The following is a 12,198-nucleotide window of genomic DNA, read 5'->3' as shown; positions in this document are numbered from 1 at the left end:
CCCCCGCCGACGATGAGGGGACCATCGCCGAAACCGGGGGACCCCTTGCTCAGTCGCCTTGCCGCCCTGCTGGTGCCGGCCGTCGGCCGCCTGACCGTGAGCGCCGACGACGGCGCCGCCCTCGCGCCGGGCAGCCTGCTCGTCGCCAACCACACGTCGGTCACGGACCCCGCCGTCGTGCTCGCCGCGCTGCGACGGCTCGGCGCGCAGCCCGTCGTCATGGCCGCCGCGGGCCTGTGGCGCGCGCCGGTGCTCGGCCGCGCTCTGGAGCGCGACGGCTACATCCCCGTCCACCGCGGGGACCGCCGGGCCGCCCACGCCCTGGACCTCGCCGCGGCCGCGCTGGGGGAGGGGCGGCTCCTGCTCGTCTACGCCGAGGGCGGGATACCGGCCCGCGCCGATGCGGGGGAGGCCGCGCCGCGCGCGTTCCGCAGCGGCGTCGCCCGGCTCGTCGAGCGCACCGGAGCGCCCGTCGTGCCGGTCGGTCAGGCCGGGGCACGGCGCATCAGCTCCGGCGGCGCGGCCAAGCAGGTGGCCGGCGTCCTGACCGCGCCCCTGCGCCGCCCCGCCCTGCACGTCCACGTAGGAGCACCGCTCACCTTGTCCGGCGGCCGGGCCGCCGCCACGCGCCGGGCGCACAGCGCGGTGACCGAGGCCTGGCGGACCGCCGCCGCGGCGGTGCGCAGCGACCGGAGGGCCCGGTGATCACCGCTGCGCGTACGCTCGTGCCGTGCCCGCCTCCCGCCTGCATCGCGTCGCCGTCCTCGTCAGCGAGGGTGCCAAGCCCCTCGACGTCGGCATCCCGGCCCAGGTGTTCACGACCCGCGCGAGCATGCCGTACGAGGTACGCGTGTGCGGGGCGGCCCCGGGCCCGGTGACCGGCGGCGACGGACTGTCGTACGCCGTCGCCCACGGCCTCGAAGCGCTCGCGTGGGCCGACATCGTCTTCGTCCCCGGCTACCGGAACCCGGACCGCGACGACCCGCCGCCGTCCGTCGTCTCCGCCCTGACCGAGGCCCATGAGCGGGGCGCGCGGCTCGCCGCCATCTCGACCGGGGCCTTCACCCTCGCCGCCACCGGACTGCTCGACGGCAAGCGGGCCACGACCCACTGGCACTACACGAAGGCGCTCGCCGCGAAGCACCCGCGCGTACGCGTCGACGAGAACGTGCTCTTCGTCGACGAGGGCAGCGTGCTGACGTCGGCGGGCGCCGCCTCCGGCATCGACCTGTGCCTGCACGTCCTGCGCGGCGACCTCGGCGTGGCGGCGGCGAACCACGCGGCGAGACGTCTGGTCGCGGCCCCGTACCGCAGCGGCGGACAGGCCCAGTACGTGCCGCGCAGCGTGCCCGAACCGCTCGGCGAACGGTTCGCCGCGACCCGCGAGTGGGCGCTGCGCCGCCTCGGCGATCCGCTCACCCTGGAGGCGCTCGCCGAGCACGCGGCGGTCTCCCCGCGCACGTTCTCGCGGCGCTTCGTCGACGACACCGGCTACACGCCGATGCAGTGGGTCATGCGGGCCCGTATCGACGTGGCCCGCGAACTCCTGGAGCGCTCGCAGCGCGGCGTCGAACAGATCGCCGCCGACGTCGGCCTCGGCACCGGCGCCAATCTGCGCCTGCACTTCCAGCGCATCCTCGGCACCACCCCCAGCGAGTACCGGCGCACGTTCGCCCGGGGCGACTGAGAGCCCGGAGCGGCGTGGCGGGATCCTTGCGGACCATGGCGATCCTGCCGCTGTCGTCGGTGATCGCCGCGCGCGAACCTTGGGGCGAAGAGAGAAGGGACATTTCTCATGACTCGTATCGCCATCAATGGTTTCGGCCGCATCGGACGCAACGTGCTGCGCGCCCTGCTCGAGCGCGACAGCGACCTCGAGGTCGTCGCCGTCAACGACCTCACGGAGCCGACCGCTCTCGCGCGTCTCCTCGCCTTCGACTCGACGGCGGGCCGGCTCGGCCGCCCGGTCAGTGTCGACGGCAACGTCCTGGTGGTCGACGGCCGCCGCATCACCGTGCTCGCCGAGCGCGAACCCGCGCAACTGCCCTGGGCCGAGCTGGGTGTCGACATCGTCCTGGAGTCGACCGGCCGCTTCACCTCGGCCGAGGCCGCCCGTGCGCATCTCGACGCGGGCGCGAAGAAGGTGCTGGTCTCCGCACCCTCCGACGGCGCGGATGTGACCCTCGCGTACGGCGTGAACACGGACGCGTACGAGCCGGACCTGCACACGATCGTCTCGAACGCCTCCTGCACGACGAACGCGCTCGCCCCGCTCGCCGCCGTCCTGGACCAACTCGCCGGAATCGAGCACGGGTTCATGACGACGGTGCACGCCTACACGCAGGAGCAGAACCTGCAGGACGGCCCGCACCGCGACGCCCGCCGGGCCCGCGCCGCCGCCGTCAACATCGCGCCGACCACGACGGGTGCCGCCAAGGCGATCGGCCGCGTGCTGCCGAACCTCGACGGGAAGCTGTCCGGCGACTCGATCCGGGTGCCGGTCCCGGTGGGCTCGATCGTCGAGCTCAACACGACCGTGGCGCGCGACGTGACCCGCGAGGACGTGCTGGCCGCCTACCGCACCGCGGCCGAGGGGCCGATGGCCGGAATCCTGGAGTACTCCGAGGACGCGCTCGTGTCGTCCGACATCACCGGCAACCCGGCGTCGGCGATCTTCGACTCCGAGCTGACCCGCGTCGACGGCCGCCACATCAAGGTGGTCGCCTGGTACGACAACGAGTGGGGCTTCTCGAACCGCGTGATCGACACGCTGCAACTCCTCTCCGGCCGTTGAGCGTTCGCCTGTTTGTGCGCGCCGATTGCGGCTAATCGCAGACCATGGCTACTCAACGAGACAACCAGAACAGGACGAAGACCGCGCGCAAGACGGCGACCAGAACGGCGACCGGCGCGGCCGCCGGCACCGCCGAGAAGGCGAAGAGCGCCGGCGAGTCGGCGGGCAAGGCCGCCGAGTCGGCGGGCTCCGGGGCCGCCCGCGCTGCGACCCACGCCGGCCAGGCCGCCGGTCGTGCCGCGCAGACGACGGGCGCCGCGCTGAACACCGCGCGTGAAGGTGTGACGGCCGCGGCGGGGCAGGTGGCCACCGTGGCCACGACCGCGTGGACCGTCCTGAAGAACCGCAAGATGATCGCGGCGGGTGCCACGGTCGGGGCGACCGCTCTGACCGCGGCCTCCTACGCGGCCGGACGCCGCGCCGAACGCGGCAGCCAGGGTCCGCTGACCCGGCTGACGGGTGGCCGGGTCTGACCGGCCGCGGCAGTGACGCCGGGTCAGGTCCCCGGCCCCGTGCCGGGGACCGGCCGTCCGGCGCCCCGCGTCGGAGCGCTCTGAGCCTTCCATGACCGCGGCGGGTACGCCGCGCGGCAGGCAACGGCCCGGCCCGCGGGCGACTCCGACGCCGCCCGGACGACCGGGTGCGTCTCAGCCCAGCAACTTTCCCAGGCGGTCCAGGACGACGTCGATCTCCTCCTCCGTGAGCGGGACGAGCTCCAGGAGCAGTTCCCCCTCGTCCTGACGGTGGTCCATGACCCAGATCGCCGGGGCACCCGCCCGCAGCGCCCGCGCCAACGAGGCCGCGTCCAGCGCGGCATCCGCGTCCACCCGCAGGCTCGCGCGAGGGAAGGGCAGCCCGGTCGGGTCGGACGCGAGCGCCGCGCGGATCCCCGGCAGCGCGCCGGCCCGCTCGACGAAACGGGCGGCCTTGTCGGTCTGCGCACGCTGCCAGGCGCCGAGGTCGGTGTCCCGCCGCACCTGAAGCGCGGCGAGCACGCCGAGAACGGCCTCCTTGCCCGCCTTCATCGCCCGCCCGATGCCCTTCTCCTGCGCCCGCACCGCGGTGACGGGGCCGACACCTCCGAGCACGACGCCCGCGGTGGGGGAGCCCAGGTACTTCTGCCCGCTCACCAGCACCAAGTCGGCGCCGGTGGCGAGGAGTTCGGCGATACGGAAATCCTGCGCGGCTCCGTCGACGACCACCGGGACCCCGCGCCGGTGGGCCGCCGCCACGGCGTCCGGGAGCGGCACGGGCGCCCCGCGCACCAGCCGTGACGACACGAGCAGCAGACACGCCGTGTCCGGGTGGGCGAGCTCCTTCTCCAGACCCTCGGGGGTGCAGCCCTCCTCCGTCCCGGCGAGCACGGGCGTGGCGCCCGCCAGGCGGATGTCCTGCACGAGCGGGTGACCGTAGTGGACCGCGTGCCCGGCGGGCAGCACCACGCGCGTGGGCATGCCGGCGGTGTTGGGGAGCGCCGCGATCCGTTCCGGGGAGGAGCCGGTCATCGACGCGGCGACCGCCAGGGTGATCGCGGAGGAAGTGCAGTGCACGACGGTCGCGGCGGGCGCTCCGGTGGCCTCCGCCAGAACGCGGCAGGCGAGGTTTTGCACCTCCTCCATGACGAAGAACCCGCCCAGCGCCTGCGCGGTGGCGTCGGCGACCCGTGGGTCACTGCGTGAGACCCCCAGCGGCGTGAACGGCCCCCTCGCGTTGATGACGTGCGTCAGCCCGTACTGCTCGTGAAGTCCCATGCCGGGCATCCTGCCCCGGCGACCTGGTCACGGGCGCACCGGGTGCAGCCCGTCCCGGGCGCGGGCATGGCTGTGCCGCCAGCCGTGCGGCACCCGCAGCGCCCCGCGGACATGCGGATGGTCCGCGGCCAGGCCGACGTGCTCGTGCACGACCGCCTCCCCGGCCGCCGGCCACAGGCGCACCGCGAGCACGGCCGCGCCCAGCGTCACGGCCCCGAGGACGAGCACCGCGCTCTGCAGCCCGGCTGCCGCGCCGACCAGCCCCGCCAGCGGATACGTCAGCAGCCAACAAGCGTGCGACATCGAGAACTGCGCGGCGAACGCCGCCGTGCGCTCCCGCTCCGGGGCCGCGCGCCGCACGAGGCGTCCGGTGGGCGTGAGCACCATCGAGCCCGCCGCCCCGAACGCGCACCACACCGCGAGCAGCGCGGGGAGCCGCCAACTCCCGCTGTCCGCCGCGGTGACGACACTCAGTACGGCGAACACCGCCGCCAGCAGCAGCGCCCCGCGCAGCATCACCGTCCGGTCCCCGACCCGGTCCAGGAGGCGCGGCAGCGCGAGCGCGACCACCATCGACCCGGCCCCGTACGCGCCGAGCGCCAGAGGCAGCGCGGCGACGGGCCGGCCGAGGAACTCCCGTACGTACACGACCGAGTTGACCGTCACCATCGCGCTCGCCGCAGCCACCGCGAGGTTCATCGCGAGCAGCGACCGCAGCGCCGGGACCGTGAGGAACAGCCGGGCTCCGGAGGTGACCCAGCGGCTGCCGGACGCACGCGACGCCTGGCACGTGGCGGAGGGCAGTGCGACGCCGACGACCAGCGCGGCGGAGGCGAGAAAGCCGAACATCGTGCCGGTGAAGAGCCGGTTGTACGTGATCACGGACAACAGGGCGGCGGCGAGTGCCGGGCTGAACAGGCTCTCCAGGTCATAGGCGAGCCGCGCCAGGGACAGCGCCCGCGTGTAGGCGCGCTCGTCCGGCAGGACATCGGGGATCACGGCCTGGAACGCGGGCGTGAACACGGCCGACGCCGACTGCAGCACGAACACCAGCACGTACACCTGCCCCACCTGATCCACGAACGGCAGCGCCGCCGCGACCGCGGCGCGCACCAGATCCGCCCCCACCAGCAGGGCCCGGCGCGGCAGCCGGTCCGCGAACGCCCCGACGACCGGGGCCACGGCGACGTACGCCGTCATCTTGATCGCGAGCGCGGTACCGAGAACGGCACCCGCGTCGGCCCCCGCCAGGTCGTAGGCGAGCAGCCCCAGCGCCACGGTGGCCAGCCCCGTCCCGACCAGGGCGACGACCTGCGCGGCGAACAGCCGACGGTACGTGCGATGACGCAGAACGGCGAGCATGCGCATCACGGTACCGTCATGTGCGCACTCAAGCACATATCTGCCCGGGGTCGGCGGGTTCACCAGGACCGGGCCGCCGGCATCCGCCCCGTCGGCCCTACCCTTGCCCCATGCCTCCACGCGACTCCCTCCCCGCCGCGCCGGGTGCGCATCTGCGCGAGCCGGACGGTGCCCGGCTCGCCGAGGCGACACGGGTGTTCGCTCTGCTGTCGGACGCCACCCGGCTGCATCTGCTGTGGCTGCTCGCGCTCGAGGAGTCCGACGTGGGCTCACTGGCCGAACGCGTCACGGCCTCCCGCACGGCCGTCAGCCAGCACCTGGCGAAGCTGCGCCTCGCGGGCCTGGTGGAAGCGCGCAGGGAAGGCCGCCACATGCACTACCGCCTCACCGACGGCCACCTGCGACGCCTGATCATGGAAGCCCTCAGCCACGCGGACCACCGGGTGACCGGCACCGCGTCACACGACTGACGGGTCCTCAGTTCCCGGCGTACTGCCGGCACTTGCCCGTGAATACGGCGGCGAGTTCGGCGGCGACGACCGACGCCGCAAGCTCGCTCGCGGGCACCCCTTCCGTGCCCGCGGCGTCCCGGTAGACCTGCATGGCCAGGCCCTCCGTCACCGCCGTGAGCCGGACGGCCGCGGGCCAGGGATCGAGGTCCTCCTCGACTTCGCCGCACTCCTTGCCGTTGTGCACGGCCCGCGCCACGTCCTCCCGGAGTCGGTGCGCGGTCTCCACGTCGACCTCCGCGAGCGCGGGCGCGTCGAGCGCCCGGCCGGCGAAGGCCCGGGTGACACGGAACTCGGTGCGGCGCGCCTCGTCCAGCGGCAGGAACTCGGCCAGCGCCTCCGCGAGCACCTCCGCGATGGGCCGCCGATGCCGGATCCCGCCCCGGATCCGCTCGTCGGCCCGGCCGCGGATCCGGGCGGTGACCTCCTTGAACGCATGCAGCAGCATGTCGTCCTTCGTGCGGAAGTAGTGCTGGACGAGACCGACCGACATCCCGGCGGCGGCAGCGGTCCGCGCCACGGTCACCGCGTCCAGGCCCTGATCCGCGATCAGTTCACAGACAGCCACGGCGATCTGACGTCGGCGTTCTTCATGGTCGGCGATTCTCGGCACTTGATAACCGTACCAGCGTACGGTAAAACTCCGGGTGCCGATAACCGTATGCCCGTACGGTTATCGCTTCCGGCCTTCCTTCCGACGGTGAGGAACCCTCGTGTCAAGACGTCCGCGGCAGCGCGCCGCACGCAGGCCCGTCCAGCTGTTCTCGCTCGTCCTTTCCACCCTGTTCGCCCTGCTCGCTCCGCTCGTTCTGCCCGGAGCGCTCTCTCCCGCTTCGGCGCGCGCGGATCCGTCCCACCGCTACGCGGCGATCGACACCTATGTGCGCGAGCGCATGAACGCCACCGGCACTCCTGGGCTCGCGTACGCCGCCGTCGGCCCGAACGGGCCGCTGCACCAGCGCAGTTGGGGTACCGACGGGCGGGGGAAGGAGGTGACGGCGCGGACCCCGTTCCTCTGGGGGTCGGTCGCCAAGCCGGTCGCGGCGACCGCTGTCATGACACTCGTCCAGGACGGGAGGCTCGGCCTCGACGACCGGATCGTCGACCATGTCCCAGCCTTCCGCTTCGGCGGCGCGCGGAACACGGCACGGGTCACGGTCCGCCACCTGCTCGTTCAGACCTCCGGCATACCGGAGGCGGCCACCGCGAAGGTGACCGACTGCTTCGACGCCGACTGCCCCGGACCGGCCGCCCGGGTCAAGGCCCTGGACGACGTGCGACCACTCGGCCCGCCAGGTGCCAAGTACGCGTACAGCAGCGCCAATTACCTCGTCCTGACCGCTGTCCTGGAGGCCGTCACGCACCGGCCCTTCGCCGCGTCCCTGCGTACGGCGGTCCTCGGCCCGGCGGGCATGGACGGCGCCATCGCCGACCGGGCATCGGCCCGCGAACGGAACCTGGCCCCCGGACACCAGCGGCTCTGGGGCATGACGGCCGCGATCGCCGACGGCGTGGACGACTCCGGCGCCGCCTACGGGTACATGGGCGGCGACCTGCACGACCTCGCGGCATTCGCGGCGCTGCAACTGCGCGCGGGCGGGCCGAAGGGGGAGCGCGACGGCGTACTGACCCCGGCTTCCGTACGGTCGATGCGCACCGAGGACAGGACCCACTCCGGAGAGGGCACCGGCTCCGGGCTCGGCTGGCGCGTCGGCGGCCTGGACGCCCCCCTCGACAAGGCCGTCTGGCACACAGGCGGCACCCCGGGCTACTCCGCGATGCTGTTCCTGCTGCCGGAGCGGAACCTCGCCCTCGTCCTCCAGCAGAACCTGTACGGACTGCTCGACGACGAGGACGTGATGCGGATCGGCTTCGACGCGGCCCGGATCCTCGCGGGCGGCGCGCCACCCTCGCCCGGCACGTCGTGGCTGTCGCCCTACGACCTCGCTGTCTGGGGTCTCACCGGGCTCGCGCTGCTGCTGGTCCTGGCCGCCGGACGTGCGGTCGTGCTGCTGCGCCGGCCGGGCGTGCCCGCAGGCCTGCTGCGCCGGGCCGTCGGGGCCGCGCCGTGGTGCGCCGTGGGCGCCGTGCCGCCCGCCCTGCTGATACTGGCCGCCGCCCGGCCGGGCCTCGGGCCGCTGTGGCTCTGGCTCCCCGATGTGACGCTCGCCCTGTGCCTCGCGGCGGCCGCCGGCGCCGCGACCTTCGCACTCCGCCTCTTCCTCGCATTGCGTAAGCGAGATGCCGCCCCTTTCCTTGAGCCGGACGGGGGACGCGGGACGCCTATGTGAAGAGCCGTTTCGGGATATGCGTGTTGCTCGCCCGGACCGACTTACGGATTTGCATATCTTTGGGGCGCGCAATCAAGCGCACGCAATTCCCGAATAAGTCCGGAAAAGAACAGCGAGTTGCATATGAAACGCATGAAGTACGCGTCCGCCGCCGCCCTCTCGGCTCTGGCGGTGCTGGCCGGCCCCGTGGCCGAGGCGATCTCGGCGCCGTCCACCACGGCGGTCCGGGCCACGCGCCCGTCGATCAGCGCGAAGGCGTCCGTCGGCAGCGTACGCGCGTGGCAGCAGTTCCGGATCTACGGAAAGACCGAACACCTGCGTGCGGGTACCCGCGTGACGCTGCAACAGATGCAGGGAACGGGGAAGCACAAGCACTGGGTGTCGCTGCCCGCCTCCATGACCACCAACCAGAGCGGCGGCTACAACCTGCGCGTCCAGCTCGGCCTGATCGGGCGCAACTCGCTGCGCATCGTCGGCGGCGGCGCCGTCTCTCCGGTCGTGTACGTCAACGTGCACCGCTGACCGTTCCCGGCCACAACCGGTAAGCGCGCGGCCGTCGGCACAGGACGGCCGCGCCGGTCAGCGGAGCGAGCGCCGCCCGCGCAGGCGCCTGCCGATGAGCAAGGGGACGAAGGACAGGACGAGGAGCGCTGCCGCGGCGCCGAGGTGCCGGGTGAGGCCGGGCCCTGCGTCCGAGGTCCCCGTCGGTGCGGCCGGTGCGGCGGCGGCAGCAGTCAACTTGTGCCGCACGACCGAGTGTTGGGGGCCCGCGTTGTGCACCACGCGCGGCGGTGCGGCGGCGAAGCCCCAGTCGAGCAGCGCGCGGCTCTCCTCGTAGACCGCGTTGAACGACTCCTTCTGCGGATTCATCACGGTGACCAGAATGGTGCGGCCCTTACGGGTGGCGGCGGTCACGAGCGTGCTGCCGGCCTGCGACGTATAACCGTTCTTCACCCCGATGAGCCCCGAATAGGGCCGTACGCCGTGCGAACCCACCAGCAATCGGTTGGTGTTCTGGATCCCGAATGCCTTCGGACCGCCGGCGGCCGGGAAACGGGCCCATTTGGTGCCCATGTAGCGCCGGAAATCGGAATTCTTGAGACCCTCCCTGGCCATGAGAGCCAGATCGTGCGCCGAGGAGAACTGCCCGGGAGTGTCGAACCCGTCCGGCGAGCGCACCTGGGTGTCGCGGGCGCCGATCCGCTCGGCCGTGGCCTGCATCTGGGCGAGGGTGCGTGCCGGCCCGCCGTTCATCCGCGCGAGGGTGTGCACGGCGTCGTTGCCGGAGCTCAGGAAGACCCCGCGCCACAGATCGGCGACGGTGTACCGGCTCCCTTCGTCGACCCCGACCAGGCTGCTGCCCTGCGCGACCCCGGCCAGATCCGCGGTGGTCGCCTTGTGCACGAGGTCCTGGCGCAGCTTCGGCAGGAGGGCCACCGCGAACAGCGTCTTCAGCGTGCTCGCGGGCGGCAGTCTGCGGTGCGGCGCCTTCGCGGCCAGCACCTGCCCGGAGCCCGCGTCCATGACCTCCCAGGACAACGCCGACAGGGACGGCGCGGCAGGCGGGGCCGGAGCGGGGGCCGAGGCCCTGGCCGGGCCCGCGACGGCCCCGACGGCGACCGCCGCGCACAGCCCTGAGGTCACGAACCCTGAGGTCGCAAGCGCCACGGGCGTCCTGGTCCTACCCGGGCAGAAGCCGAAGAATTTCGCCATGCCGGAAACGTAGGGGCGTGATCGTCGGCTCGCGCTCCGCTTACGCCATGTGGTCCAGGTGCGCCCGAACGGGGAAGGAACTACCCTTTTCGGGCGATAGTTCGACTCGCGTCCGCTCGTCCCCAGGCGCGTCCGCCCGCCCCCGTTCGGCACCGACCGCGGCGTACGTACGCTGGAACGACACGACGGTGGAGGTGTTGCGTCATGACGGCTCGCACACGACTGCTGAACCGACTTCCGCGTGCTTACCGCGACCGGCTGATGGCCCTCGCCGAGGAAGTCTCGTTTCCCCAGGACACCCGGATCTTCTCCGAGGGGGACCGGGCCGACCGGTTCTGGATCATCAGGACCGGCATGGTCACGCTCGACGTGCGGGTCTCCGACCGCGCGACACTGCCGATCGACCCGCTCGGACCGGGCGATCTGCTCGGCTGGTCCTGGCTGTTCCCGCCCTACGAATGGGATTTCGGCGCCGAGGCGTTCAGCCCGGTGCGTGCCTACGAGTTCGACGCCGGTGCGGTACGCGGCCTCTGCGATCTGGAGCCCGCGCTGGGCATGACCCTGCTGCACGGCGTGGCCGAGGTGATGGCCCACCGGCTGGAATCGGCCCGCATGAAGCTGGTCGAGGCCCACCGGGTGCACGGGTACCTGTAACCCGGGCGCCGGCGGCCGGTGCGGGCCCGGGGTCACCCGTGCGCGCACCGTCCGTCACCCACCTCGACGTCCCGGGAGGCGGCGTGCGCTCCCGCGCGGTTGGCTCGTGCGGGAACGCCGTCCGTGGCCGCCGCGTCGGCCCGTCCCGAGGGGCCTCGCATGCGTCGCACCACGTCCTGGCCGGCCTCCGCCGTCGCCGCAGTCGTACTCACCCTCGCCGTCGCGCCGGTCTGCGCCCCCGCCTGGGCCGACCAGGACGACACGAGGGCGACGTGGGAGAGCACGATCCCGGACAGCACGATCCCGGACAGCGCTACGGGGGACGGCGCCGAAACTGACATCCCTGACGCCGACAGTTCTGCGGGAGACAGCCCCGAGGGAGGCATCCCCGAGGGAGGCATCCCCGAGGGGGACATCCCCGAGGGGGACATCCCCGAGGGGGACAGCCCCGTAGAAGACAGTCCTGAGGGGGACGACTACTTGCCCGGCGAGGACCCGGCCGAGTCATCGTCCGACACCCTCGAACTCGTCCCCGCCGACGCCCGCCCCGGCTCCACGGTCACGGCGAACACCTCCGCGTGCGGCGAGGACGAGCGTGCCACCGGCGATGCCGACAGCCTGGGCGCCGGTGACTTCCCGCTCCGGACGGGCACCCACCAGGGCGACGTCGTCGGCCGGTTCCAGGTGCCGTCGGCGGCGCGGCCGGGAACGTATCCGATCTCGGTGAGCTGCGAGAGCGGCACCGTGGCGCGCCAGCTGCTCACGGTGTCGGGCCGGGGCGGCACGGAACTCCACGGCGTGCACGCCGGTGACGGCGGCTCGCTGGGCCGCTTCAGCACGGTGCAGCTCGTCCTGGGTGCCACGCTGATCGCCGGTTCGGCGGGCGCGGCCGCGTATTACGTACGCCGACGCGCCCGGGAACAGTGACGGCACGGGTGCCGTCGAGGTCCTGGGCGCGGTCGGGTACCGGGACAGGTTAGCCCTTGCGGGTCTTGACCTCTTCGGTGAGCTGGGGGACGACGTCGAAGAGGTCGCCGACGACGCCGTAGTCGACCAGGTCGAAGATGGGGGCCTCGGCGTCCTTGTTGACCGCCACGATCGTCTTCGAGGTCTGCATACCGGCC

At 73.1% G+C, this 12,198-nt stretch carries 13 protein-coding genes and 1 pseudogene; 9 read left to right on the top strand and 5 right to left on the bottom strand.

Annotated elements, in window-relative coordinates; genetic code table 11:
* Window positions 1-45 precede the first annotated feature (45 nt).
* From ABD366_RS08295 to ABD366_RS08280, 4 genes are all read left to right on the top strand, one after another.
* The gene (locus ABD366_RS08295; RefSeq protein ID WP_344441389.1) at window positions 46-705 is read left to right on the top strand and encodes a lysophospholipid acyltransferase family protein; all 660 of its coding nucleotides are present in this window, start codon (window positions 46-48) and stop codon (window positions 703-705) included.
* Between the two features lie 25 nt (window positions 706-730).
* Entirely contained in the window at window positions 731-1,687 is a 957-nt protein-coding gene (locus ABD366_RS08290; RefSeq protein ID WP_324769995.1) for a GlxA family transcriptional regulator, read from the top strand.
* 108 nt (window positions 1,688-1,795) lie between these two features.
* Window positions 1,796-2,794, top strand: coding sequence for a type I glyceraldehyde-3-phosphate dehydrogenase (gene gap, locus ABD366_RS08285; protein WP_324769996.1), 999 nt, complete (start codon window positions 1,796-1,798; stop codon window positions 2,792-2,794).
* A 44-nt stretch (window positions 2,795-2,838) separates the two neighbouring features.
* Window positions 2,839-3,267: a hypothetical protein gene (locus ABD366_RS08280; RefSeq protein ID WP_324769997.1), complete on the top strand. Its 429-nt coding sequence runs from the start codon at window positions 2,839-2,841 to the stop codon at window positions 3,265-3,267.
* A gap of 174 nt (window positions 3,268-3,441) precedes the next feature.
* On the opposite strand, the gene ABD366_RS08275 is transcribed toward ABD366_RS08280, so the two are convergent.
* Window positions 3,442-4,545: an aminotransferase class V-fold PLP-dependent enzyme gene (locus ABD366_RS08275; RefSeq protein WP_324769998.1), complete on the bottom strand. Its 1,104-nt coding sequence runs from the start codon at window positions 4,543-4,545 to the stop codon at window positions 3,442-3,444.
* 27 nt (window positions 4,546-4,572) lie between these two features.
* Window positions 4,573-5,907 carry an MFS transporter gene (locus ABD366_RS08270; protein WP_324769999.1) on the bottom strand — a complete coding sequence of 445 codons (1,335 nt, stop codon included), beginning with the start codon at window positions 5,905-5,907 and terminating at the stop codon, window positions 4,573-4,575.
* Between the two features lie 110 nt (window positions 5,908-6,017).
* Between ABD366_RS08270 and ABD366_RS08265 the strand changes: the two genes are divergently transcribed.
* On the top strand, window positions 6,018-6,377 hold the full coding sequence (locus ABD366_RS08265) for an ArsR/SmtB family transcription factor (protein WP_324770000.1): 360 nt from the start codon (window positions 6,018-6,020) through the stop codon (window positions 6,375-6,377).
* A gap of 7 nt (window positions 6,378-6,384) precedes the next feature.
* On the opposite strand, the gene ABD366_RS08260 is transcribed toward ABD366_RS08265, so the two are convergent.
* Window positions 6,385-7,029: a TetR/AcrR family transcriptional regulator gene (locus ABD366_RS08260; RefSeq protein WP_324770001.1), complete on the bottom strand. Its 645-nt coding sequence runs from the start codon at window positions 7,027-7,029 to the stop codon at window positions 6,385-6,387.
* Between the two features lie 100 nt (window positions 7,030-7,129).
* Between ABD366_RS08260 and ABD366_RS08255 the strand changes: the two genes are divergently transcribed.
* Both ABD366_RS08255 and ABD366_RS08250 read left to right on the top strand, forming a co-directional pair.
* Window positions 7,130-8,707 carry a serine hydrolase domain-containing protein gene (locus ABD366_RS08255; RefSeq protein WP_344441382.1) on the top strand — a complete coding sequence of 526 codons (1,578 nt, stop codon included), beginning with the start codon at window positions 7,130-7,132 and terminating at the stop codon, window positions 8,705-8,707.
* Between the two features lie 123 nt (window positions 8,708-8,830).
* A complete protein-coding gene (locus ABD366_RS08250) occupies window positions 8,831-9,229 on the top strand; it encodes a hypothetical protein (protein WP_324770587.1) in 399 nt (132 codons plus the stop codon).
* A 57-nt stretch (window positions 9,230-9,286) separates the two neighbouring features.
* Here ABD366_RS08250 and ABD366_RS08245 read toward each other — a convergent pair whose 3' ends face one another.
* Window positions 9,287-10,420, bottom strand: a complete 1,134-nt coding sequence (locus ABD366_RS08245; RefSeq protein ID WP_324770588.1) for a D-alanyl-D-alanine carboxypeptidase family protein — start codon at window positions 10,418-10,420, stop codon at window positions 9,287-9,289.
* A gap of 204 nt (window positions 10,421-10,624) precedes the next feature.
* On the opposite strand from ABD366_RS08245, the gene ABD366_RS08240 reads away from it, so the two are divergent.
* A complete protein-coding gene (locus ABD366_RS08240) occupies window positions 10,625-11,074 on the top strand; it encodes a cyclic nucleotide-binding domain-containing protein (protein ID WP_324770589.1) in 450 nt (149 codons plus the stop codon).
* A 159-nt stretch (window positions 11,075-11,233) separates the two neighbouring features.
* Window positions 11,234-12,001 (top strand): hypothetical protein, encoded by a 768-nt coding sequence (locus tag ABD366_RS08235; protein WP_324770590.1) that lies wholly within the window; start codon window positions 11,234-11,236, stop codon window positions 11,999-12,001.
* A gap of 49 nt (window positions 12,002-12,050) precedes the next feature.
* Here the strand turns inward: ABD366_RS08235 and ABD366_RS08230 are convergent.
* Window positions 12,051-12,198: pseudogene (locus ABD366_RS08230) on the bottom strand (electron transfer flavoprotein subunit alpha/FixB family protein); the annotation flags it as partial.

Origin of the sequence: Streptomyces kunmingensis (assembly GCF_039533535.1) — a bacterium.
GTDB classification, from domain to species: domain Bacteria; phylum Actinomycetota; class Actinomycetes; order Streptomycetales; family Streptomycetaceae; genus Streptomyces; species Streptomyces kunmingensis.
The sequence above is the reverse complement of the archived record's forward strand: the minus strand, read 5'-3'. Positions and strand labels throughout refer to the sequence as shown.

What these genes read in the sequence shown, in the direction of transcription:
- gap (WP_324769996.1), top strand. Translation starts at nt 1,796, where the DNA reads ATGACTCGTATCGCCATCAATGGTTTCGGCCGCATCGGACGCAACGTG.
- ABD366_RS08280 (WP_324769997.1), top strand. Translation starts at nt 2,839, where the DNA reads ATGGCTACTCAACGAGACAACCAGAACAGGACGAAGACCGCGCGCAAG.
- ABD366_RS08275 (WP_324769998.1), bottom strand. Translation starts at nt 4,545, where the DNA reads ATGGGACTTCACGAGCAGTACGGGCTGACGCACGTCATCAACGCGAGG.
- ABD366_RS08270 (WP_324769999.1), bottom strand. Translation starts at nt 5,907, where the DNA reads ATGCTCGCCGTTCTGCGTCATCGCACGTACCGTCGGCTGTTCGCCGCG.
- ABD366_RS08265 (WP_324770000.1), top strand. Translation starts at nt 6,018, where the DNA reads ATGCCTCCACGCGACTCCCTCCCCGCCGCGCCGGGTGCGCATCTGCGC.
- ABD366_RS08250 (WP_324770587.1), top strand. Translation starts at nt 8,831, where the DNA reads ATGAAACGCATGAAGTACGCGTCCGCCGCCGCCCTCTCGGCTCTGGCG.
- ABD366_RS08245 (WP_324770588.1), bottom strand. Translation starts at nt 10,420, where the DNA reads ATGGCGAAATTCTTCGGCTTCTGCCCGGGTAGGACCAGGACGCCCGTG.
- ABD366_RS08240 (WP_324770589.1), top strand. Translation starts at nt 10,625, where the DNA reads ATGACGGCTCGCACACGACTGCTGAACCGACTTCCGCGTGCTTACCGC.
- ABD366_RS08235 (WP_324770590.1), top strand. Translation starts at nt 11,234, where the DNA reads ATGCGTCGCACCACGTCCTGGCCGGCCTCCGCCGTCGCCGCAGTCGTA.